Genomic DNA, 23529 nt, shown 5'->3' on the forward strand with positions numbered 1-23529 from the left:
CCTCAGGCATTGTGGGGACGCTTGTCGCCCAGCAGCGCGGCGTCCTCGACCGGCGCGGGCTCGGGCTTGCGGGCACCGATCTTGTCCGAGGTCCGCAGGCTCTGTGGCAGCGCCCAGAACAGCAGCCCGGCAGCCAGCAGGCTGGTGCAGCCGATGAGGTAGAGCGCCGGGGTGGTGCTGCCGGTCAGGTCCTTGATGTAGCCCACCATCACCGGACTGACGATGCCGCCGAGCTGCCCCAGGGTGTTGATCAGGGCGATGCCTCCCGCAGCGCCTGCGCCCGCACCGGCCAGCAGTTTCGGCGGCAGCGACCAGAAGGTCGGGATGGCGGCGATGATGCCGGCACCCATCAGGGCCAGGGAGAGGATCAGGAAGGTGGTGTGGTCGGCGAAGAGTCCCGCGCTGAAGAATCCCAGGGCGCCGGCGATCACCAGGCCGCAGACGAATTTGCGCCGCTCGCCGCTGGCGTCCGACAGCCGTCCCACCACCACCATGCTGATGGCGCCGAAGACATAGGGCACGGCGGTCAGGAGGCCGATGACGGTCGGACTTTCGGTACCGGCGCTGCGGATCAGCTGCGGCGCCCAGAAGTTGAGGCCATAGGAGGCGACCTGGATCAGGAAGTAGATCAGTCCGAGCAGCAGGAAGCCCGGCAACCGGACCGCTGCCAGCAGCGAGCCATGGCTGTTGTTTTCATGACGGGCGATGCGGCTGGCCAGGAAGGTCTTCTCGTCGGCGTTGAGCCAGGGCGCATCGGCGATGCGGTCATGCAGCAGGCGCAGCACCAGCACGCCCAGCAGCACGCAGGGGATGCCTCCGACCAGGAACAGCCAGTGCCAGCCGCGCATGCCGAGCAGGCCGTCCATCTGCCCCAGGATCACCCCCGAGACCGGGGCGCCGATCAGCCCGGCGAAGGCCGAGGCGAGAAACAGCGTCGAGGTGATGCGCCCGCGATAGCTCTGCGGAAACCACAGCGTCAGGTAGTAGAGGATGCCCGGCGCGAAGCCGGCTTCCATGGCGCCGATGAGGAAGCGCAGCACATAGAACTGCCAGTCGGCGGTGACGAACATCATCAGCGCCGTGGCGATGCCCCAGGAGATCATGATGCGCGCGATCCAGCGCCGGGCGCCGACCTTGTACAGCATCATGTTGCTGGGCACCTCGAACAGCACATAGCCCACCACGAAGAGTCCCGCGCCCAGGCCATAGGCGGTGTTGCTCAGCGACAGGTCGGCCTGCAGCTGGAACTTGGCGAAGCTGATGTTGATGCGATCGAAGAAGGCGAACAGGTAGCAGACCATGATCAGCGGCATGAGCCGCCAGGCGACCTTGCGGACGATGGCCTGTTCGGCGGCCGCCACGGCGGCGGCGGAGGTTGCGGATAAGGGCATAGCGGTCTCCCGGGAGCGGCCAGGCTGGCGCTCCTTTGTTGTTGTAGTCAGGGCGAACGAATGAAAGCGGGTGCGGCTCAGCCAGTGGCCGCGGGCGGCGGATGCAGATCGCAATTGCGCCCGGCCTTGGCCACCTGGCCGGGGGTGTCGTGCCCCAGCAGGGCCGGCAGGGTGCGCGACAACTCGATCAGCCGTTGCAGATCGATGCCGGTGTCCACGCCGATCTCGGCGCAGAGATTCACCAGGTCCTCGGTACAGATGTTGCCGGAGGCGCCCGGGGCGAAGGGGCAGCCGCCAAGTCCGCCGAGGGCGGCGTCGAAGCGCCGGGCGCCGGCTTCGTAGGCGGCCAGGACATTGCTCAGCCCCAGGCCGCGGGTGTTGTGGAAGTGCAGGGTCAGGGCGGACGCCGGGATCAGTTCCAGCACCTGGCGGACGATCCGCGCGACCTGCCGCGGATTGGCCATGCCGGTGGTGTCGGCGAGGGTGATGCCGGTCATGCCCAGCGCCAGGTAGCGCTGCACCAGTTCGAACACCCAGCCTTCGTCGATGCGCCCCTCGAACGGGCAACCGAAGGTGGTCGCCACCGTGCCGTTGAGCGAGACCGCCTGCCCCTGGGCCAGCTGCACCACCTCGGCGAAGCTGGCGAGGGACTGCTCGCAACTCATGCGCATATTGGCGCGATTGTGGGTCTGGCTGGCGGAGAGCACCAGATTCAGCTCGTCGGCGCCTGCCGCCAGGGCACGCTGGGCGCCCTTGAGATTGGGCACCAGGGCGACATAGGTCACCCCGGGTCGGCGAGCGATGCCCTGGAACACCGCCTCGCCGTCGCGCAGCATCGGCACCGCCTTGGGCGAGACGAAGGAGCCGGCTTCGATCCGCGAGAAACCCAGCGCGGATAGCCGGTCGATCAGGGCGATCTTGTCGGCGGTGTCCACCCAGCTCGGCTCGATCTGCAAGCCATCGCGGGGGGCGACTTCCTGGACGATCAGGCGTTCGGCACTCATTGCACCACCCCGCCCTTTCTCAGTCGCTGGATATCCGCCTCGCTCAGTCCCAGTTCGGCCAGCAGCCCATCGGTGTGCTGGCCGAGGGTCGGACCCTGCCAGTTGACCTGGCCCGGAGTGGCCGACAGCTTGGGCACGATGCCCGGCATCTTCAGGGTGGCGCCGTCGGGCAGGGTGGTGTCCAGCAGCATCTCCCGCGCCTGGTAATGGGGATCGGCGACGATGTCGGCGGCGGAATAGATGCGGCCGGCCGGCACTTCGGCGCCTTCGAGGATCTCCAGCACCTCGTCGATGCCGCGACTGCCGGTCCAGGCGGCGATGGCTTCGTCGATCAGCTCGCAGTGGCGGGCGCGCCCGTCGTTCTGCGCAAGGTCCGGGCGCTCGGCCAGATCGGGTCGGCCGATGGCCTGCATCAGCCGGACATAGATCGGGTCGCTGTTGCCGGCGATCACCACGAAACCGCCGTCGCCGGTGGGATAGGTGTTGGATGGCGCGATACCGGGCAAGGCCCCGCCGGTACGCTCGCGCACATGGCCGAGCATGGAGTATTCGGGCACCAGGCTTTCCATGACGTTGAACACGCTCTCGACCAGGGAGACATCGACCACCTGGCCGTCGCCCTGGCCGGTCTTGACCCGCAGCACCGACATCAGGGCGCCGATCACCGCGTGCATGGAAGCCAGGGAATCGCCCAGGCTGACCCCGACCCGCGCCGGCGGCACGCCCGGGGTACCGGTGGTGTAGCGGATGCCGCCCATGGCCTCGCCAATGGCACCGAAGCCGGGACGATCACGATAGGGGCCGGTCTGGCCGTAGCCGGAGATGCGCACCAGGGTGAGCTTGGGATTGAGGGCGTGCAGGACGTCCCAGCCGAGGCCGAGCTTTTCCAGGGCGCCCGGGCGCAGATTCTCGATGAGCACGTCGGCGCCCTCGACCAGCTGCTTGACCAGAGCCACGCCCTCGGCGGAGCGCAGATTCAGGGCCAGCGACTTTTTGTTGCGCGACTGCAGGTACCACCAGAGCGAGGTGCCCTCGTGCAGCTTGCGCCACTTGCGCAGGGGATCGCCCTTGTCCAGGGCTTCGATCTTGATCACTTCGGCGCCGAATTCGGCCAGCAGGCGGGCGGCGAAGGGGGCGGCGATGAGCGTGCCGATCTCGATGACACGGAGTCCGGTGAGAGCCGTCATGGCGGGCGAGCCTCTTTGTTATTGGAATGAGGCCGATGCTAGGACAATAGTGCAGCCGGTGGTTAACGTCTTTCGGCAAGGGGTCTTCGCAGATCGCGAAGACCCGATTCACACGCCCAGCAGGTGGTCGTAGAGCAGCCGGCTGACCGGCGACAGCGTCTCGACGTCGCGTACCACCAGTGCCAGGCTGCGCTGGGACCAGTCGTCATCCAGCGCCGCGGCGATCAGTCCGAGCGGTCGCCCGATGAGTTCGAAGGCCTGCAGCGGCAGCACGCCCAGGCCGAAGCCCGCCTGCACCATGCGGCACACGGCATCGAAGCCAGGCACATGGATGCGCAGGCGCAAGGCCTTGCCGTGACTGCGGGCGGCCGCCTTGGTGCGCAGGTTGATGAAGCTGTCGGCGTGCAGGCCGACGTGGTCGTCGTCCAGGGTCTCGGCGAAGGCCAGCCGCGCGCGTGCGGCCAGGCGATGATCCGGGCGCATCACCACCACCAGGGTGTCCTGCCGGTAGGGCACGGCCAGCAGGCCACGGGTGTCGGTGTCCGAGGAACAGATGCCCAGGTCGGCGGCGCCTTCCAGCACGCCCTTCACCACCCCGGCGCTGGGTCGTTCGTCCAGGCTGACCTTGACCTGGGGATGGCCGACGGTGAAGGCCTGCAGGTCCTCGGGGAGGAATTCGATGATGGCGGAGATGTTGGCCATCATCCGCACGTAGCCGCGCACGCCCTGCAGGTGTTCGCCGACATCGATGCTGATGCGCTCGACGTCGGCGAGGATGCGCTTGGCGTAATGCAGCAGCGTCTCGCCGACCGGGGTGAGGGTGGTGCCCTTGGCGTTGCGCTCGAAGAGCTCGATGTCGAGCGAGCGCTCCAGGTCATGCAGTCGCTTGCTGGCGGCGGACAGGGCGATCATCTCGCGCTCGGCGGCGCGGGTCAGGGTGCCCTCCTCGTGCACCGCCAGCAGCAGCTGCAGCGAGACCAGGTCGAGGCGGCGGAGCAGGTTGCGGTAGTGCATCGTCTTGGGGTCCTGGCGGCCAGAGGTCCTTGTACAGGACCCGGCCCGCCCGGGGTAGCCGCCCGCCTCGGGTTAGAGACCCAGGTCGCTCAAGCCGGGATGGTCATCCGGACGCCGCCCCTGGGGCCAATGGAACAGGCGCTCGGCCGCGGTGATCGGCAGGTCGTTGATGCTGGCATGTCTTTCGGCCATCAGGCCCTGGTCGTCGAAGTGCCAGTTCTCGTTGCCGTAGGCGCGGTACCACTGGCCATCTTCGTCCCGCCATTCGTAGGCGAAGCGCACGGCGATGCGCGCGCCGTCATGGGCCCAGAGTTCCTTGATCAGCCGGTACTCGTGCTCGCGCTGCCACTTGCGGGTGAGGAAGGCCTCGATGGCGGCGCGGCCCTGGAGAAAATCGCTGCGATTGCGCCAGCGGCTGTCGGCGGTATAGGCCAGGGCCACCTTGGCCGGATCACGGCTGTTCCAGCCGTCTTCGGCGGCGCGGACCTTCTGCTGGGCGGATTCGAGGGTGAAAGGCGGGACGGGAGGACGGGCGGCGCTCATGGGACTCTCCTGGGGCAGATGAGGCCCCAGTGTCGGGCCCCAGCGGAGGTGTCACAAGGTCGAACGGCCCACGAATCCGGCCAAGTCGCTCAGACCTCGACCAGGCGATAGTGCAAGCCCCTCACCACCGCCTCCACCCGATTGCGTGCGCCCAGTTTGCCGGCAGCGGAGTTGAGGTGCAGGTTGACCGTGGCGGTGGATCGATTGAGAGTCGCGGCGATGCGCTTGGCGGTCAGGCCCTTGGCCGAGTATTGCAGGCATTCGCGCTCGCGCGGTGTCAGCCGGACCTGGCCGCAGCGGCGCTCGGCGGGCGCGAGCAATTCGTCGGCCCGGGCCTGGAAGGCGTGGGCCAGCACCAGGAAGGCGCCCAGGCAGGCTTCGCCGGCGGCCTCGGCATCCCGCGCATCGGCATCGAGGATGCCGGTCAGGGTGGCGAAGGCACCGCCCGGCAGGTGCAGCGGCACCGTCACCCCGGTGGCCAGGCCGCTGTCGCGGACATAGCAGGTGACCGGTCGATGACTGTCACCCAGGTACTCGCGCAGGGCGCTGCGGGTTTCGCTGCGAAACGACCAGACGAAGGGCGCCGCGCGCCGACTGGCACATTGCTGCACCGGATCGATCTGGTAGTAGCCGCGCTCGCACCAGAAGGCCTGCATGTCCGCCGGGGCGTTGCGCACCTTGAACACCGAGGGGGTGATGAGCACGCCGTCGTGACTGAGGGGCACCGGGGCATAGTCGTAGATCAGCGCCTTGCACCCCAGGTGGTCGGCACTGGCCTGGACGGCATCCAGACAGGCGTCGAGCGTGGGCAGCCCGGCGAGGCGGCTGCTGACGGCGAGCAGATCGGCATGCATCTTGGAGCTCCTCCCTGATGGCGATGGGCAAAGCGAAGCAAAGGCTCTGCCAGTCGTCCCCGGCCGACTGCAAACCTAGCACTTTTGTGGATGGGGCCGGCCCTCCCCCTGGCCTAGAGTCGAGCCTACCCCGCCCCTTCGAGGAAGCCCCCATGACTCAGCACGCTCCGTCCGGCGACACCGCCGACCTCGCTCGCTTCGGCTACACCCAGGAACTCAAACGCCAGCTCGGGCTGAAGGACCTGCTCATCTACGGCCTGGTGTTCATGGTGCCCATCGCACCCTTTTCCATCTTTGGCGGGGTGTTCGACGCCAGCCACGGCATGGTGCCCCTCACCTACCTGATCGGCTTCGTCGCCATGCTGTTCACCGCGGTCAGCTACCAGCAGATGTCGCGCGCCTTCCCGGTGGCCGGCTCGGTCTATGCCTACGTCGGCCGCGGCCTGCACCCGGCCCTGGGCTTTCTCGCCGGCTGGGCCATCCTGCTCGACTACCTGCTGGTGCCCACCCTGCTCTATGTGATCGGCGCCAACGCCATGGCCAACGTCATCCCGGCGATTCCCCAGCCGCTGTGGATCCTCTTCTTCGTCGGCCTCAACACCCTGGTCAACCTGCGCGGCATCGAGACCACCGCCCGCGCCAACCGGCTGTTCCTCTATGGCCAGCTGGCGGTGCTGCTGGTGTTCGTGGTGCTGGCGTCGCTGGCCATCAGCCACGGCGTGAACGGCGCCGAGTGGAGCCTGAAGCCGTTGTACAACCCCCAGGAATTCTCCCTGCCGCTGATCTTCAGTGCGCTGTCGGTGGCGGTGCTGTCCTTTCTCGGCTTCGACGCCATCTCCACCCTCTCCGAGGAAACCCGTGGCGGCAGCCGCGTGGTGGGCCGCGCCACCCTGCTGGCCCTGACCCTGGTAGCTGCGCTGTTCATGGTGCAGACCTGGCTGGCCGCCCTGCTGCAACCCAACCTGATCCAGTATCCCGACGCCGACGCCTCGAACAACGCCTTCTACGAGATCGGTCGGCTGATCGCCGGCCCCTGGCTGCAGGTAGTGATCGCCCTGGCGGTGGCCATCGGCGCCGCCATCGCCAACGCCCTGGTGGCCCAGGCCGCCACCTCGCGTCTGCTGTTCGCCATGGCCCGTGATCGCCAGATGCCGCAGTTCCTGCGCCAGATCCATCCCGTGACCCGGGTGCCGCAGCGCGCCATCCTGCTGGTGGCGGCCCTGAGCCTGGTACTGGGGCTGTTCTTTGTCGGCCAGATCAATCTGCTCGCCTCCATGTGCAACTTCGGTGCGCTGAGTGCCTTCCTGCTCCTGCATGTGGCAGTGGCCTGGCACCATCGCGGCGCCGGTCGCCCGCTGCTCCATGCGCTGGTCCCGCTGGTCGGCTTCATCATCCTCGCCTATGTGCTGTTCAACGCCGACGTCTACGCCAAGGTCGGCGGCAGCTGCTGGATGGTGCTGGGTCTGGCCGTGCTGGCGTTCCTCAGGCTCAGCGGCCGGACCACGGAATTCAAGGCCAACGACGCCGTCCATTAGGCACAGACCCGCCGCGGAGGCTCCAGATGATCAAGACCCTGCACAGCCAGCACTGCCATTGCGGCTGGGACCACAGCCTCGCCCCGGCGCTGGAGGTCGCGCCGGGCGAGACGGTCAGCTTTGCCTGCCGTGACGCGGCGGACGGCCACTTCCACGGCCAGTCCAGCGCCGCCGACATCGCCACCCTGCCCTTCGAGCGGGTCAATCCGGTCTGCGGTCCGCTGTGGATCGACGGTGCCGAGCCGGGCGACGTGCTCAAGGTGACGCTGGACAGCTTCACCCCCAGCGGCTTTGGCTGGACCGCCAACATTCCCGGCTTCGGCCTGCTCGCCGACCAGTTTCCGGACCCGGTGCTGCAGCTCTGGCATTACGACCGCGGCGGTCAGGCGCCGGCCGCCTTCGGCGAGCTGGCGCGGGTCCCGCTCAAGCCCTTCGCCGGCACCCTGGGGGTGGCGCCCGCGGCGCCGGGCCTGCACTCGGTGGTGCCACCGCGACGGGTGGGTGGCAATCTGGATATCCGCGACCTGGCCGCCGGCACCAGCCTCTACCTGCCGGTGGAGGTCGCCGGGGCGCTGTTTTCCATCGGCGACACCCATGCCGCCCAGGGCGATGGCGAGGTCTGCGGCACCGCCATCGAGACCGCCATGGCGGTCACCGCCACCTTCGAGCTGATCAAGGGGCAACCGCTGGCCATGCCACGCTTCAGCACCCCGGGACCGGTCACCCGGCACCTCGACGGCGCCGGCTACGAGGTCTTCACCGGGATCGGGCCCGACCTGCTGGCGGCGGCGCGCATGGCCGTCAGCGGCGCCATCGACTGGCTCGGGCAGACCCGCAACCTGCCGGCGGAACAGGCCTATCTGCTCTGCTCGGTCTGCGGCGATCTGCGCATCAGCGAGATCGTCGACGTGCCCAACTGGGTGGTCAGCTTCTATTTTCCGCGGATCGTGTTCGAATAACCGGGACCGAGTGGTCTGGCGCGCGCCGCGGCAACGTCCCCCACAGCGAGGCGATGACGATCAGCAGGCCACCCAGCCAACCCCAGAGGCCCAGGCGTTCGTCCAGCCAGAAGCTGGCGAACAGTGCGCCGAACAGCGGCTCGGCGCCCATCAGCAGGGCGACGCGGGTGGCGCTGGTGCGGCCCAGGGCAAAGTTCTGGGCGAGAAAGGCGCCCAGGGTGCAGAACAGTACCAGGTAGCCGGTGGCGAGCCAGAAGCCCGCTTGCACGGGCAGCGGCGCCAGACCCGGGCCCAGGGCGAACAGCAGCAGACAGGCCAGGCCGACCACGCCGGTCTGCACCGCGGTCAGCGCCAGGGCCGGCACCGGGGCGCTGGCCCGCTGCAGACGCCGGCGCACCACGCAGACATTGATCGCACGCAATACGGCGGCCAGCAGGATCAGGCCATCACCCAGGTTGAAGCTCAGGGTCACGCCGCGGGTCAGCAGCCCGGCGCCCGCCACCGCCAACCCCGCGGCGCCCAGGGCACGGGCCTCGGGGCGCTGGCCGAGCAGCCACCATTCGGCGAAGGGCGTCAGGGCCACGCACAGGCTGATGAGAAAGGCGGCGTTGCTGGCGCTGGTCAGGGCCACGCCATAGGTTTCGGCGAGAAAGATCGCCAATAGCAGCAGACCGGTCGGCACCCCGGGTCGCCAGGCGCGTCGGCCCTCGCCCCTCAGGGTGGGCAACAGCAGCGCCGCGGTGAGACAGAAGCGCAGCGCCAGGTAACCGAGCACCGGATAGAGCATCACGGCGTCCTTGACCACGGCGTAGCTGGTCCCCCAGACCAGGGCGGTGGCGAGCAGCAGGCCTTCGGCGAGGCCGAAGGTGGGGCGTGGCGACATGACGGCTTCTCCCTGGATCAGGCCGCCAGTGTGCCCACCCCGGACAGGCGCGATAAGCCCGTCGGCGTGCATAGCTCTTGTTCCTCCAGGGAAGCAATGGCAGCCTTTCCAACCCTATTGCTGCCTGCGGACATTGGCATGGATCCCCTGCGCGCCCTTCCCCTGCTGCCCTGCATGGTCGCCTTCGCCAAGGTGGTGGAGACCGGCAGCTTCACCGCTGCCGCCCGCCTGCTGGACGCCACGCCTTCGGCGGTCAGTCGTCAGGTCGCGCGCCTGGAACGGGAGCTGGGGGTGCGCCTGCTGCAGCGCACCACCCGCCAGCTGCGCCTGAGCGAAGCCGGCCGCGAGGTGCTCGGCCACTGCCGCCAGTTGCTGGCCGCCGCCGGTGCCGCGCTGGACAGCGGCCTGCAGCACAGCGAGGAACCGCGCGGCCAGGTGCGCCTGGCAGTGCCCAAGGCGGTCGGCTACCGGCTGATCGCCCCGCTGCTGCCGGCGTTCTTCCAGCGCTATCCGCAGGTGGATCTGCAACTGCGCCTGGACGATCGCCCGCTGGACCCCATCGCCGACGACCAGGATCTGCTGGTGCGCATCACCGAGCAGCCACCCGCCGGCTTCGTCGCCCGGCCGCTGCGCGAGATGGACTTCGTGCTCTGCGCCAGCCCGGCCTATCTCGGGCGCCGCGGTATGCCGCAGCAGCCCCAGGCGCTGGCCGAGCACGACTGCCTCTACCTTGGCGAAACCCCGGGCGACCAGCGCTGGCAACTGCGCCGCGGCGACCGGGTGGAAAGCGTGACGGTGCGCGGCCGCCTGGCCTGCAACCACAGCGGCGTGCGCCTGGAGGCCACCCTCGCCGACCTGGGCATCGCCTGCCTGCCGGCCTTCGCCGCCGAAGCCGGCCTGGCCGACGGCCGCCTGCGGCGGGTGCTCTCCGACTGGCAATACCTCGGCCCCTACCAGGGCACCGCCTGGCTGCTCTATCCGCCGGATCGCCAGTTGCCGGCGGCGGTCAGGGCGCTGGTGGACTTTCTGCTGGAGCGGCTCGGACCGGCCCCAGGGTCAGGCTAGCACCGCCACCGACTTGAGCTGCGCCCAGACCCGACTCCCCGGCTGCAACGCCAGCCGCTCCAGCGAATAGCGGGTGATCCGTGCCAGCAGCGCCGTGCCGCCCAGGTCCAGGCGCAAGAGCACCTGCGCTGGCGAACGGGTCGGGGCGATCTCGGCGATGGTGGCCGGCAGCACATTGAGGATGCTGCTGTGCTGGCGTTCCAGGCTGAGGCTGACATCCCTCGCCAGCACCTTGATGCGCAACGCCTGGCCGGGCGGCAGCGGGGCATGGGCCAGCAGCACGCGCTGGTCGCCGGCCAGGCCCAGGCTGAGCAGGCCGTAGTCCGGGTCATGGCCGAGCACCCGCCCTGCCAGCACCACCCCGGCGTCATCGGCCAGGGCGATGGGCAGGTCGAGGCGCGCCAGCACCTCGCTGGTCGGCCCACTGGCCAGCACCCGGCCCCGCTCCAGCAACACCAGGTGATCGGCCAGCCGCGCCACCTCGTCGGGGGCATGGCTGACATAGAGGATCGGCAGCGCCAGCTCGAGAGTCAGGCGTTCCAGGTAGGGCAGGATCTCGGCCTTGCGCTCGGCGTCCAGCGCCGCCAGGGGTTCGTCCATCAGCAGCAGCCGTGGACTGGTCAGCAGCGCGCGGGCGATGCCGACCCGCTGGCGCTCGCCACCGGAGAGGCGCGCCGGCATCCGCGCGAGCAGCCCCTCGATGCCCAGCAATTCGACGACCTGCTCCAGTTCCAGTCGACGTGCGGCGGGCGCCACCCGCTTCCAGCCGAACAGCAGGTTGCGGCGCACGTCCAGGTGCTCGAACAGATTGGCGTCCTGGAAGACATAGCCCAGGGCGCGCTTGTGGGGCGGCAGGAACAGGCCGCGGTCGCTATCCTGCCAGGTCTCCCCCGCCACCACCAGGCGGCCACGGGCGGCGGGTTCGAGTCCGGCCACGCACCTCAGGCAACTGGTCTTGCCCGAGCCCGAAGGGCCGAACAGTGCGGTGACGCCGCTACCGGGCAGGGCGAGGTCCACATCCAGCATGAAGTCGGCATGCCGCAGTTCGAAGCGCGCGACGAGACTCATGTCCAGGCCGACCGCCCGCGGCGGCCATAGAGCAGCAGCAGGATCACGAAGGAAAAGGCCAGCATGCCGCCGGCCAGCAGGTGCGCCTGGGGATATTCCATGGCTTCCACGTGATTGAAGATCTGGGTGGAGACCACCTGGGTGCGCCCGGGAATGTTGCCGCCGATCATCAGCACTACGCCGAATTCGCCCACGGTATGGGCGAAGCCGAGGATGGCGGCAGTGACGAAGCCCGGTCGCGCCAGCGGCAGCACCACGTGGAAAAAGGTATCCAGGGGGCTCGCCCTGAGGGTGGCCGCTGCTTCCAGGGGGCGCGGACCGATGGCCTCGAAGGCATTCTGCAGCGGCTGCACCACGAAGGGCAGCGAATAGCACAGCGAACCCACCACCAGCCCGGCGAAGGTGAAGGGCAAGCGCCCCAGCCCCAGCGCCTCGGTCAGTTGCCCTACCCAGCCCTCCGGCCCCATGGCCAGCAGCAGGTAGAAGCCGATCACGGTGGGCGGCAGCACCAGCGGCAGCGCCACCAGGGCGCCGACGGGGCCCTTGAGCCGGGAGCGGGTGCGTGCCAGCCACCAGGCGAGGGGCGTACCCAGCACCAGCAGCAGCAGCGTGGTCACGCTGGCCAGCTCCAGGGTCAGGCGGATCGCCGCCCAGTCCGCCGCGCTCAGGCTCATGGGATCACTGCCGGTAGCCGTAGGCCTTGAGCACCGTGGCCGCCTGGGGTCCCTTGAGATAGGCCAGCAGCGCCTTGGCCGCCGGCTGATCCTGGCCCTTGTCCAGCAACACGGCGTCCTGGCGGATCGGCTCATAGAGCTCGGCCGGCACGATCCAGGCCGAGCCGTCCTTGACCTTACCGTCCCCGTAGATCTGCGACAGGGCGACGAAGCCCAGCTCGGCATTGCCGGTGGCGACGAACTGGTAGGTCTGGGTGATGTTCTGGCCTTCCACCCGCTTGGCCGCGACCGCTTCGGTCAGGCCCAGCTTGGCCAGCACCTGGGCGGCGGCCAGGCCATAGGGCGCGGTCTTGGGATTGGCCACGGCCAGGTGGGTGAAGGCGTTCTGCTTGAGCACCGCGCCTTCGCCATCCACATAGCCGGTTTTGGGCGACCAGAGCGCCAGCGTGCCGATGGCATAGGTGAAGCGCGAACCCTTGACCGCCGCGCCTTCGCTTTCCAGCTTGGCCGGGGTGCTGTCGTCGGCGGAGAGGAAGACTGCGAAGGGCGCGCCATTCCTGATCTGGGTGTAGAGCTGGCCGGTGGCGCCGCTGGAAATCACCACCTGATGGCCGGTGTCCCGGGCGAATTGTTCGCCAATGGCCTTGAGCGGCGCGCTGAAGTTGGCGGCCACGGCGACCTGGACCTCGTCGGCCAGGGCCGGGGTGGCCAGGGCCGCGGTGAGCAGGGAAAGCAACAGGCGGGAACGGCTGGAGATCATCGGATCCGGCTCCATCGGGCAGGCAGCCCCGCTGCAGCCGTAGGACGCTGGCGTCTGCAGAGGGCACAAAAGAAAACGCCGGCAGGTTGCCCCGCCGGCGCTGGTCCTGGCGCTTAGGCCAGCTTCTTGTACTTCACCCGCTTGGGCTGGGCCGCGGCCTCGCCCAGGCGCTTCTTGCGATCGGCTTCGTACTCGGTGTAGTTGCCCTCGAAGAACACCACGTTGGAATCATCCTCGTAGGAGAGGATGTGGGTGGCGATGCGGTCGAGGAACCAGCGATCGTGGGAGATCACGATGGCCGCGCCAGGGAAGTCCAGCAGGGCGTCTTCCAGGGCACGCAGGGTTTCCACGTCCAGGTCGTTGGAGGGTTCGTCCAGCAGCAGCACGTTGCCGCCCTGCTTGAGGGTCAGCGCCAGGTGCAGACGACCACGCTCACCGCCGGAGAGGTCCTTGACGAACTTCTGCTGGTCGGCGCCCTTGAAGTTGAAGCGACCTACGTAGCTGCGCGAGGGCACCTCGTAGTTGCCGATCTTGATCACGTCGGAACCGTCGGAGACCTGCTCCCAGACGGTCTTGGTGTCGGACAGGTTTTCGCGGCTCTGGTCGACGCTGGCCAGTTGCACGGTATCGCCGATCTCGATGCTGCCCGAATCCGGCTGCTCCTTGCCCATGATCATGCGGAACAGGGTCGACTTGCCCGCGCCGTTGCCACCGATGACGCCGACGATGGCGCCCTTGGGCACCACGAAGCTCAGGTCGTCGATCAGCAGGCGATCGCCATAGCCCTTGCTGACGTTCTTGAACTCGATGACCTTGTCGCCCAGGCGCTGGCCGGCGGGGATGTAGATCTCGTTGGTCTCGCTGCGCTTCTGGAATTCCTGGGACTGCATTTCCTCGAAGCGCTGCAGGCGGGCCTTGGACTTGGACTGGCGGGCCTTGGCACCGGAGCGTACCCATTCCAGTTCGGCCTTCATGGCCTTGGCATGGGCGGCTTCCTGCTTGGCTTCCTGGGTCAGGCGCGCGGCCTTGGATTCCAGCCAGCCGGAGTAGTTGCCCTCGAAGGGGATGCCCTGGCCACGGTCCAGTTCCAGGATCCAGCCGGCGACGTTGTCGAGGAAGTAGCGGTCGTGGGTGATGGCCACCACGGTACCGGGGAAGTCGTGGAGGAAGTGCTCCAGCCAGGCCACGGAGTCGGCGTCCAGGTGGTTGGTGGGTTCGTCCAGCAGCAGCATGTCGGGGGCCGACAGCAGCAGGCGGCACAGCGCCACGCGACGCTTCTCGCCACCGGAGAGCACGCCGACCTTGGCGTCCCAGGCCGGCAGGCGCAGGGCGTCGGCGGCGACTTCCAGCTGGCGGTCCAGGTTGTGGCCGTCGGCGGCCTGGAGGATGGCTTCCAGCTTGGCCTGCTCGGCGGCCAGGGCGTCGAAGTCGGCATCCGGCTCGGCATAGGCGGCATAGACCTCGTCCAGCCGGGCCTGGGCCTGCTTGATCTGACCGACCGCTTCCTCGACCACGTCACGAACCGTCTGCTCGGGATCAAGTTTCGGTTCCTGCGGCAGATAACCCACATTGATACCGGGCATCGGCCGCGCTTCACCTTCGATCTCGGTATCGACGCCGGCCATGATGCGCAGCAGCGTCGATTTACCCGCACCGTTCAGACCGAGCACGCCGATCTTGGCGCCGGGAAAGAACGACAGGGAGATGTTCTTGAGGATTTCACGCTTGGGCGGCACGACCTTGCCGACCCGATGCATGGTGTAGACGTATTGAGCCATGGTGGGACCTTGGGACCGGAATGAAAAACAGGGGACACAGTATGGCGTCAGCAGCGAACGCTGTCGAAACCCCGCGCGACGAAAGCGCCGGCGCTGATCACGCGGAAAAAACCGGCGGAGACACCGTCCGGTCCCTTATCATAGGCCATCCCTGCCCCGCGGAACCGGGCGCAGCCGAACGGCCATCGCCTCTGCAGGAACGCAGTCCGTCGTGAACAGCCCGCCCTCCTCGCTGCCGGAAGAGCCGCTCGCCCCCGCTTCGCGACGCCTGACCCGCGGCCTGCTGATCCTCTCGCTGGTGGCCATGCTGGCCCTGATGTTCTGGCAGGCCTTCGCCAGCGTGGCCGAGCGCGAGTCGCTGCGGCGCGAACAGCTCGATGGCCTGACCCGACAACTGGCCAACACCGTCGAATTCGGCCTGGCGCTCAAGGCCCAGGCGGTGCGCAGCACCCTGCGCTGGTCGCTGGACCCCACCCTGCCACTGGCCCCCAATCTGCTGCTCGGCCTCCAGGACTTCTTTCCCGGACTGCAACAGGTACGCTGGCTGCCGGCCAACACCAATTTGCGCGCGGCGCGCCTGGGCGATACGCCAGATGCCGCCTTCATCCAGCAACTGATCGCGCGCGCCGGTCAGGCCGACTTCCGCTACGGCTACAACGCTCAGGCCACCGCCGCGCCCCTCTATGTGCTGCTCGCCGGCGATCCGCAGCGTCAGGACGGCTGGTGGGTGCTGACCAGCGCGCCCCTGCTCGAACCCCTGTGGCGGCCGACCCGGGTACCGTCCGGCCTCGCCTGGCGGCTGGAAGATCGCTCCCAGGGCACCCTGCTGTTCCGCGGTGGGGCGACCCCGGCGGCGAACGGCCTCGACGAGGTACGCCAGGAACTGGCCTACAGCAACTGGCAGGTGGTGGGCAGCCATCCCGCCGAGGACGTGGGCACCACCCTGCTGGGGGCTTCCTTCGGCCGCCTGGCGCTGTTCAGCCTGTCCGGCCTGGTGGCCGCCATCCTGCTCTACCTGCTGCTGCGCGAAGAACAGGGCCTGCGCGCCCTCACCCTCGCCTCGCGGCGGGACCTGCGCCTCGCCGGCACCGCGCTCAACGGCATCGAGGAAGCCGTCTGCATGACCCAGGCCGACGGTCGCCTGGTCCATGTCAACGCCACCGCCGCCCGCCTGCTGGGCATCGCCGCCGAGGACGCCCAGCAATTCTTCCTCGCCAGCCTGCTGCCCGAGCTGGTCGCCCTGACGCCCACCGAGCAGGACAGCGGCGCCCTGGTCACCCTGACGGTGGAGGGCCAGCCGCGCCGCTTCGCGGTCAGCTGCCACGCCCTAGCGGACAGCCAGCCCAGTGCCCGGGTCCTGCGCGACCGCACCCAGACCCAGGACGGCTTCGTCTGGGTCCTGCGCGACGTCACCGAGCAGCAGCGCAACCTGGAGACCATCCAGACCACCCGGCAGCGCTACGAGAGCATCTTCAATGGGGTGCACACCGGCATCTGCGTGGTGGACCTGAGCGCCGTCCAGCCCCACATGCAGGCCCTGGGCCTGGAGCGCCCCGAGCAACTGGCGGAGCTGTTCGCCCGCGAGCCCGAGGTCCTGGATAGCCTGGGTCGCCAGGTGCGCATCACCGAGATCAACCAGCGCGCCCTGGAAATGCTCGGCATCGATCACCTCGACCAGGCCTGGGCGCGGCTGGTGGGTGACTCCCGCGTCCAGCTCGGTGGCAAGAGATACCGCCTGCTGGCCGGCCTGCTCTCGGGGCAGCAGGTACTGGAACTCGAGACCTGCATCGGCACTGCCGCAGGCGAACGGCACCTCTGGCTGACCATGCACCTGCCGGCCGACCCCCGGCACCTCGACGCCACCCTGCTCAGCCTCAACGACATCACCCAGCGCAAGCTCGGCGAATTGCGCCTGCTCGAGCGCGACAGCTTCTGGTCGAATCTGATCAGCGCCATCCCCGACACCCTCTACACCTATGACGTGGCCAGCGGCGAGCTGACCTACGAGAGTCATTCGCTGGCGCTCAAGCTCGGCTATCCGCCGGAGGCCTTCGCCAGCCTCGGTCGCGCGCGCCTGCACCCGGATGACCTCGAACTGCACGAGCGGGTGGTGAGCATGCGGCCGACGCTCTCCGACCAGCCCAGCAGCAGTCTCTTGCGCTGGCAGCACCGCAACGGCGGCTGGCGCTGGTTCGACGTGCGCGAGCAGCGCCTCGCCCGGGCGGCGGACGGCACCGCGGCGAGCGTGGTCGGGCTGGCCCTGGACGTCACCGACATGGTCCGGGCCAGCGAGCGCCTGCGCGAGAGCGAGAATCGCTACCGGCAGCTGGCGGAAAGCATCAGCGACGTCATCTTCACCACCGACGCCCAGCTGGTGCTCAACTACATCAGCCCCTCGGTGGAGGAATTGCTCGGCTATCCCGTCGGCGAGCTGCAACAGCGCACCCTGGCCGAACTGGTGGTGCACTCGCGCCAGTGGCAGGCGGTGCGCCGCACCCTGCAGCGGCTGCTGCGCAGCCTCGACGATCCGCGCGCCCTGGCCGAGTTGCGCCGGGAACACTTCGCGCCGCTGTTGCTCGACTGCCTGCACGCCCAGGGTCACACCCTGCAGATCGAGCTGCGCCTCAAGCCGCTGTGGGACGACCACGAGCGCTTCGCCGGCCTGCTCGGCATCTGCCGCGACATTTCCGCCCAGCGCCGCACGGAAAAGGACATGCGCATGGCGGCCACGGTGTTCGACCACTCGGCCGGCGCCATCCTGGTCACCGACCCGGCGGGCTACATCGTGCGGGTCAACCGCACCTTCACCCGCATCACCGGCTTCAGCCCCGAAGAGGTGTTCGACCAGCAGCCGATGATGCTCTGCGCGGACAAGCAGGAAGCCAACCAGCTGCAGCACGTGATGCAGCAGTTGCGTACCCAGGAGAGCTGGGAAGGCGAACTCTGGCAGCGCCGGCAGGACAACGAGCCCTATCCCTCCTGGGTCGGCATCACCGCCATCCGCGACGACGACGGCGACCTGATGAGCTATGTCTGCTTCTTCGTCGACATCAGCGAGCGCAAGGCCAGCGAAAGACGCATCCACCGCCTGGCCTACTACGACGCCCTGACCCTGCTGCCCAACCGCACCCTGTTCCAGGACCGCCTGCACAACGCCCTGCAGCAGAGCCGCCACAACGGCAGCTGGGTGGTGCTGATGTTCCTCGACCTCGACCGCTTCAAGCCGATCAACGACAGCCTCGGCCACGCCGCCGGCGACCGTCTGCTCAAGGACGTGGCCATGCGCCTGACCGCCTGCGTCGGCACCGAGGACAGCGTGGCGCGCATGGGTGGCGACGAATTCACCCTGCTGCTGTCCGGCCTGGAAACCCGCGAGGTCGCCCTGGCCCAGGCGATCCGCGTCGGCGAGCAGATCCTCACCCAGCTGTCCGAGGCCTTCGTGCTCGAAGGCCGCGAATTCTTCGTCTCCGCCAGCATCGGCATCGCCCTCTCGCCCCAGGACGGCCATGAACTCAGCCAGCTGATGAAGAATGCCGACACGGCCATGTACCACGCCAAGGAGATGGGCAAGAACAACTTCCAGTTCTACCAGGCCGAGATGAACGCCCGCGCCCTGGAACGCCTGGAACTGGAAGCCGATCTGCGGCACGCCCTCCTGCAGGGCGAATTCCGCCTGCACTACCAGCCGCAGTACCGTTGCGACAACCGGCGCCTGACCGGGGTCGAGGCGCTGCTGCGCTGGGAGCATCCGGTGCGCGGCCACGTCTCGCCGGCGGAATTCATCCCGGTGCTGGAAGAGATCGGCCTGGTGGTCCAGGTCGGGGACTGGGTGATCCGCGAGGCCTGTCGGCAGATGCGCGAATGGCACGCCGCCAGGGTGCGCATTCCCAAGGTCTCGGTGAATCTCTCCGCCCGCCAGTTCGGCGACGGCCAGCTCGGCCAGCGCATCGCCGAGATCCTCGCCGAGACCGGCCTGGCGCCGGCCTGCCTGGAACTGGAGCTGACCGAGAGCATCCTGATGCGCGACGTCGGCGAGGCCCTGCAGCTGCTCGGCGAACTCAAGAGCCTGGGCCTGTGCATCGCGGTGGACGACTTCGGCACCGGCTATTCCTCGCTCAACTACCTCAAGCAGTTCCCCATCGACATCCTCAAGATCGATCGCAGCTTCGTCGACGGCCTGCCCCACGGCGAGCAAGATGCGCAGATCGCCCGGGCCATCATCGCCATGGCCCACAGCCTCAATCTCTCGGTGATCGCCGAGGGCGTCGAGGAGCCGGCGCAACTGGAATTCCTGCGCCTGCATGGCTGCGACGAGGTGCAGGGCTTCCTCTTCGACCGTCCGCTGCCGCCGGATCTGCTGCGCGAACGACTGGAGCATCAGGGGCTGTTTCCGGTCCTGACATGAGACCAATGGCGGCGCTGCATGACCGGCGCTCATACCTCAGAGTTCCCGCGATGGGGTAGAATGTTGCCCCTCACGAGCCCGATCGGGCTCGCTCTTCGCCATGCCTCAGGGGACCCTGCCGCCATGTTCAGCCGTGAAACCACCCTCGCCCGCTTCGACGCCGACCTGTATGCCGCCATGCAGCAGGAAGCCCAGCGTCAGGAAGATCACATCGAGCTGATCGCTTCGGAAAACTACACCAGTCCGGCGGTCATGGAAGCCCAGGGCAGCGTGCTGACCAACAAGTACGCCGAAGGCTATCCCCACAAGCGCTACTATGGCGGCTGCGAATACGTCGACGTGGTCGAGCAACTGGCCATCGACCGCGCCAAGCAGCTGTTCGGCGCCGACTACGCCAACGTCCAGCCGCACTCCGGCTCCCAGGCCAACTCGGCCGTGTACCTGGCGCTGATCGAAGCCGGTGACACCATCCTCGGCATGAGCCTGGCTCACGGCGGTCACCTGACCCACGGCGCCACCGTGTCCTCCTCCGGCAAGCTGTACAACGCCGTGCAGTACGGCATCGACGAGCAGGGCCTGATCGACTACGCCGAAGTCGAGCGACTGGCCCGCGAGCACCAGCCCAAGGTCATCGTCGCCGGCTACTCCGCCTACTCCCAGGTGCTGGACTTCGCCCGCTTCCGCGCCATCGCCGACACCGTGGGTGCCTACCTGTTCGTCGACATGGCCCACTTCGCCGGTCTGGTCGCCGCCGGTGTCTATCCGAACCCGGTCCCCTTCGCCGACGTGGTCACCAGCACCACCCACAAGACCCTGCGCGGCCCGCGCGGCGGCCTGATCCTGGCCAAGGCCAACGAAGCCATCGAGAAGAAGCTCAACTCGGCGGTCTTCCCTGGCGCCCAGGGCGGTCCGCTGATGCACGTCATCGCCGGCAAGGCGGTGTGCTTCAAGGAAGCCCTGCAGCCCGAGTTCAAGACCTATCAGCAGCAGGTGATCAAGAACGCCCAGGCCATGGCCGGCGTGTTCATCGAGCGCGGCTTCGACGTCGTCTCCGGCGGCACCGACAACCACCTGTTCCTGCTCAGCCTGATCAAGCAGGAAATCACCGGCAAGGACGCGGATGCCGCCCTGGGTCGCGCCTTCATCACCGTGAACAAGAACTCGGTGCCGAACGATCCGCGCTCGCCCTTCGTCACCTCCGGTCTGCGCATCGGCACCCCGGCCGTCACCACCCGTGGCTTCCAGGAAGCCGAGTGCCGCGAGCTGGCCGGCTGGATCTGCGACATCCTCGGCAACATGGGCGACGAGTCGGTGATCGACGCCGTGCGCGAGAAGGTCAAGGCCGTCTGCGCCCGCCTGCCGGTATACGGCAAGTAAGAGGCACGCCTTCCCCCTCTCCCCCAGGGAAAGGGTTGGGGTGAGGGAACCCCGACAACCGAAAGCCCCGGCCAAACAACCGGGGCTTTTGGCATTTCCAGAGGGGTCGCCCAGCTAGCCAAGCCAGACCTTGCCGCACGCCGGAAGACCCCGGAAACGAAAAACCCCGGCCAGTGCCGGGGTTTTTCTTTTGCAGCTAAGCCCTAGAGGACCTGCAGATCGCCCAGCCCGTCCAGGTAGCGCTCGGCGTCCAGCGCCGCCATGCAGCCGGCACCGGCCGAGGTGATGGCCTGGCGGTAGGTGTGGTCGGCCACGTCGCCGGCGGCGAACACGCCCGGCACGTTGGTGGCGGTGGCATTGGCCTCGCGCCCGCCCTTCACCACCAGGTAGCCGTCGTGGGTCTCCAGCTGGCCTTCGAACAACCCCGTGTTGGGGGTATGGCCGATGGCGACGAACAGACCGGCCACCTGCAGCTCTTCGCTGCTGCCATCGTTGTTCTTGATGCGCACCCCGGTGACACCCATGTTGTCACCCAGCACCTCGTCGACGCTGGCGTTGAGCTTGAGCGCCATCTTGCCTTCGGCGACCCGGGCGCGCAGCTTGTCCTGCAGGATCTTCTCGGCGCGGAAGGTCTCGCGGCGGTGGATCAGGGTCACCTTGCTGGCGATGTTGGCCAGGTACAGGGCTTCCTCGACCGCGGTATTGCCGCCGCCGACCACCGCCACCTCGCGGTTGCGATAGAAGAAGCCGTCGCAGGTGGCGCAGGCGGACACGCCCTTGCCCATGAAGGCCTCTTCGCTGGCCAGGCCCAGGTAGCGGGCGCTGGCACCGGTGGCGATGATCAGGGCATCGCAGGTGTAGGTGGCGCTGTCACCCTTGAGGGTGTAGGGCTTGCCACCGAAGTCCACGGCGTTGATGTGATCGAAGACGATCTCGGTCTCGAAGCGTTCGGCGTGCTCGCGCATCCGCTCCATCAGCGCCGGACCGGTTAGGTCGTGGGGGTCACCCGGCCAGTTGTCGACCTCGGTGGTGGTGGTCAGCTGGCCGCCCATCTGCATGCCGGTGATCAGCAGCGGCTTGAGGTTGGCACGGGCGGCATAGACCGCGGCCGTGTAACCGGCCGGACCGGAACCGAGGATGATGAGGCGCGAATGGCGCGTGGTGCTGGCTTCAGACATGACATTCTCCCTGCCGGGGTCTCCGGCAGACCTAAGAGTAGAGTGGCCGGCGCGCCCTCTGGGCATGCCGGCCGGTGTGCGTGCGGAGCCGTTCCGCAAGCGCCGGTCGCTCCTGGCGACGGCGCGACCGGCGCCGATAGGCGGACACCGGGTCCAGGGATGGGGCTCAGCCTAACGGGTGCCGCCCCTTCACAGAAGCGACCATTCTAAATCCAGACCATAGGGCGCGCCTATGTCGACCGCTTCGGCAATGGAGCCCTGAGGTAAGCTGTGCATTCCCGCCATCTGTCAGGAATCTTCATGGCTGTCGCTCCGCTGTCCGGCTCCGCCTATTTCGCCGAAGGGCTGCGCCTGGTGACTCGCCCCGGCATGCGCCGCTTCGTGGTCATCCCCCTCACCATCAACCTGCTGCTCTACGCCGCCATCCTCACCTTTGCCGTGCGCGGCTTCGAGGGCTGGCTGGAGCAACTGATGCCGAGCCTGCCGGCCTGGGCGAGCTTCGTCGAATGGCTGCTCTGGCCGCTGTTCGTACTCCTGCTGCTGGCGATCATCTTCTTCACCTTCACGATGCTGGCCAACCTGGTGGCGGCGCCCTTCAACGGCTTTCTCGCGGAAAAGGTCGAGGTCATGGTGCGTGGCCAGGACGATTTCCCGCCGTTCAATCTCGCCGAACTGGTCACCATGGTGCCGCGCACCCTGCAGCGCGAACTGCGCAAGCTGGGCTACTACCTGCCGCGCGCCCTGGGCCTGCTGGTGCTGACCTTCATCCCCGGTCTCAACCTGATCGCCGCGCCGCTGTGGATCCTGTTCGGCGTCTGGATGATGGCGGTGCAGTACATCGACTTCCCCGCCGACAACCACAAGCTGGATTTCCGCAGCATGCTCACCTGGCTGCGTACCCGCCGCCTGCGCTGCCTGGGCTTTGGCGGGGTGACCTACCTGGCGCTGCTGGTGCCCGGCCTGAACGCCCTGTTCATGCCCGCCGCCGTGGCCGGGGCCACGCTGTTCTGGGTACGTGAAGGGGGCGACCAGGCGCTGGTGGTGCGTTCCTGAATCCCGCCCGCTCAGCTCCCCGCCGTAGGTTGGGTTGAGCACAGCGAAGCCCAACGACCAGGCCATCACACCGGACACCACCGTTTCCGGCTGTTGGGCTTCGGCGATGGAGCCGCCTCAACCCAACCTACGGCGCCTCCCGTCCACACCACCCGATCATCTCCCTCTCCCCCGGGGCGAGGATTGGGGGTGAGGGCCGCACTGCACGGACGCCACAAACGACAACGCCCGCGCCGGCAAGGCCGGACACGGGCGTGGTGGAAAGCGGTCGCCAGGCTTAGTGCTGGTGACCACCCTCGCCATGGATGTGGCCATGAGCGATTTCTTCGTCGCTGGCCGCACGCACGTTGACCACCTTGACGTCGAAATTCAGACGCTGGCCGGCCAGCGGATGGTTGCCGTCGACGGTGACCTGGTCGCCGTCGATGTCACGCACGGTGACGATCTGCATGGCGCCGTCCGGGCCGGAGGCGTGGAACTGCATGCCCACTTCCAGCTCGTCCACGCCTTCGAACATTTCCTTGCCCAGGGTGGCAACCAGTTCCGGGGTGTATTCGCCGTAGGCGTCTTCCGGCTCGATGGCCACTTTCAGCTCGTCGCCAGCCTGCTTGCCGGACAGGGCGCGCTCGAGGCCGGGAATGATGTTGCCCGCACCTTGCAGGTATACCAGCGGAGCACCACCAGCGGAGCTGTCGATGACTTCGCCGGCGTCGTTGGTCAGGGTGTAGTCGATGGATACTGCCGTGTTCGCCGCGATCTGCATGGCCAGAACCTTCATGCTGGGAAAAAATAGGATTGACG

Annotated in this window: 19 protein-coding genes; 6 read left to right on the forward strand and 13 right to left on the reverse strand. The window is 68.0% G+C overall.

What is annotated here, in order from left to right; translation table 11 throughout:
* Positions 1 to 2 precede the first annotated feature (2 nt).
* From FHR73_RS19900 to FHR73_RS19925, 6 genes are all read right to left on the reverse strand, one after another.
* Positions 3 to 1391 (reverse strand): MFS transporter, encoded by a 1389-nt coding sequence (locus tag FHR73_RS19900; RefSeq protein WP_183633585.1) that lies wholly within the window; start codon positions 1389 to 1391, stop codon positions 3 to 5.
* A 77-nt stretch (positions 1392 to 1468) separates the two neighbouring features.
* Positions 1469 to 2395, reverse strand: coding sequence for a hydroxymethylglutaryl-CoA lyase (locus FHR73_RS19905; protein WP_183633586.1), 927 nt, complete (start codon positions 2393 to 2395; stop codon positions 1469 to 1471).
* Positions 2392 to 3582 carry a CaiB/BaiF CoA-transferase family protein gene (locus tag FHR73_RS19910; RefSeq protein ID WP_183633587.1) on the reverse strand — a complete coding sequence of 397 codons (1191 nt, stop codon included), beginning with the start codon at positions 3580 to 3582 and terminating at the stop codon, positions 2392 to 2394. The genes FHR73_RS19905 and FHR73_RS19910 overlap by 4 nt, the downstream gene beginning before the upstream one ends.
* Positions 3583 to 3690: 108 nt before the next feature.
* Positions 3691 to 4596, reverse strand: coding sequence for a LysR family transcriptional regulator (locus tag FHR73_RS19915; protein ID WP_183633589.1), 906 nt, complete (start codon positions 4594 to 4596; stop codon positions 3691 to 3693).
* Between the two features lie 72 nt (positions 4597 to 4668).
* Positions 4669 to 5139, reverse strand: coding sequence for a nuclear transport factor 2 family protein (locus FHR73_RS19920; protein WP_183633591.1), 471 nt, complete (start codon positions 5137 to 5139; stop codon positions 4669 to 4671).
* Positions 5140 to 5228: 89 nt separating this feature from the next.
* Positions 5229 to 5993, reverse strand: a complete 765-nt coding sequence (locus FHR73_RS19925) for a LuxR family transcriptional regulator (protein WP_183633593.1) — start codon at positions 5991 to 5993, stop codon at positions 5229 to 5231.
* Positions 5994 to 6145: 152 nt separating this feature from the next.
* Between FHR73_RS19925 and FHR73_RS19930 the strand changes: the two genes are divergently transcribed.
* Positions 6146 to 7528 (forward strand): APC family permease, encoded by a 1383-nt coding sequence (locus FHR73_RS19930; RefSeq protein WP_183633594.1) that lies wholly within the window; start codon positions 6146 to 6148, stop codon positions 7526 to 7528.
* 26 nt (positions 7529 to 7554) lie between these two features.
* On the forward strand, positions 7555 to 8487 hold the full coding sequence (locus FHR73_RS19935) for an acetamidase/formamidase family protein (RefSeq protein ID WP_183633595.1): 933 nt from the start codon (positions 7555 to 7557) through the stop codon (positions 8485 to 8487).
* Here the strand turns inward: FHR73_RS19935 and FHR73_RS19940 are convergent.
* The gene (locus FHR73_RS19940) at positions 8453 to 9370 is read right to left on the reverse strand and encodes a DMT family transporter (RefSeq protein WP_183633596.1); all 918 of its coding nucleotides are present in this window, start codon (positions 9368 to 9370) and stop codon (positions 8453 to 8455) included. The genes FHR73_RS19935 and FHR73_RS19940 overlap by 35 nt on opposite strands.
* Before the next feature lie 138 nt (positions 9371 to 9508).
* Here FHR73_RS19940 and FHR73_RS19945 point away from each other — a divergent pair, with 138 nt between their 5' ends.
* The gene (locus tag FHR73_RS19945) at positions 9509 to 10435 is read left to right on the forward strand and encodes a LysR family transcriptional regulator (protein WP_183633597.1); all 927 of its coding nucleotides are present in this window, start codon (positions 9509 to 9511) and stop codon (positions 10433 to 10435) included.
* On the opposite strand, the gene modC is transcribed toward FHR73_RS19945, so the two are convergent.
* From modC to ettA, 4 genes are all read right to left on the reverse strand, one after another.
* Positions 10427 to 11503 (reverse strand): molybdenum ABC transporter ATP-binding protein, encoded by a 1077-nt coding sequence (gene modC / locus FHR73_RS19950; protein ID WP_183633598.1) that lies wholly within the window; start codon positions 11501 to 11503, stop codon positions 10427 to 10429. The two genes, FHR73_RS19945 and modC, sit on opposite strands and share 9 nt — an antisense overlap.
* On the reverse strand, positions 11500 to 12177 hold the full coding sequence (modB, locus tag FHR73_RS19955) for a molybdate ABC transporter permease subunit (protein ID WP_144956162.1): 678 nt from the start codon (positions 12175 to 12177) through the stop codon (positions 11500 to 11502). The genes modC and modB overlap by 4 nt, the downstream gene beginning before the upstream one ends.
* A gap of 4 nt (positions 12178 to 12181) precedes the next feature.
* Positions 12182 to 12937, reverse strand: a complete 756-nt coding sequence (modA, locus tag FHR73_RS19960) for a molybdate ABC transporter substrate-binding protein (protein ID WP_183633599.1) — start codon at positions 12935 to 12937, stop codon at positions 12182 to 12184.
* A 113-nt stretch (positions 12938 to 13050) separates the two neighbouring features.
* Positions 13051 to 14715, reverse strand: a complete 1665-nt coding sequence (ettA, locus tag FHR73_RS19965; protein WP_145007694.1) for an energy-dependent translational throttle protein EttA — start codon at positions 14713 to 14715, stop codon at positions 13051 to 13053.
* Positions 14716 to 14926: 211 nt separating this feature from the next.
* Here ettA and FHR73_RS19970 point away from each other — a divergent pair, with 211 nt between their 5' ends.
* On the forward strand, positions 14927 to 19120 hold the full coding sequence (locus FHR73_RS19970) for an EAL domain-containing protein (RefSeq protein ID WP_183633601.1): 4194 nt from the start codon (positions 14927 to 14929) through the stop codon (positions 19118 to 19120).
* Between the two features lie 123 nt (positions 19121 to 19243).
* The gene (glyA, locus tag FHR73_RS19975; protein ID WP_183633603.1) at positions 19244 to 20497 is read left to right on the forward strand and encodes a serine hydroxymethyltransferase; all 1254 of its coding nucleotides are present in this window, start codon (positions 19244 to 19246) and stop codon (positions 20495 to 20497) included.
* Positions 20498 to 20700: 203 nt separating this feature from the next.
* Here glyA and trxB read toward each other — a convergent pair whose 3' ends face one another.
* A complete protein-coding gene (trxB, locus tag FHR73_RS19980) occupies positions 20701 to 21675 on the reverse strand; it encodes a thioredoxin-disulfide reductase (protein WP_183633605.1) in 975 nt (324 codons plus the stop codon).
* 300 nt (positions 21676 to 21975) lie between these two features.
* Between trxB and cysZ the strand changes: the two genes are divergently transcribed.
* Positions 21976 to 22728, forward strand: coding sequence for a sulfate transporter CysZ (cysZ, locus tag FHR73_RS19985; RefSeq protein WP_183633607.1), 753 nt, complete (start codon positions 21976 to 21978; stop codon positions 22726 to 22728).
* Between the two features lie 277 nt (positions 22729 to 23005).
* Here cysZ and FHR73_RS19990 read toward each other — a convergent pair whose 3' ends face one another.
* The gene (locus FHR73_RS19990) at positions 23006 to 23491 is read right to left on the reverse strand and encodes a peptidylprolyl isomerase (RefSeq protein ID WP_017639847.1); all 486 of its coding nucleotides are present in this window, start codon (positions 23489 to 23491) and stop codon (positions 23006 to 23008) included.
* Between the last annotated feature and the right edge of the window lie 38 nt (positions 23492 to 23529).

The organism is Pseudomonas sp. AS2.8 (genome assembly GCF_014190935.1).
Classification (GTDB): domain Bacteria; phylum Pseudomonadota; class Gammaproteobacteria; order Pseudomonadales; family Pseudomonadaceae; genus Chryseomonas.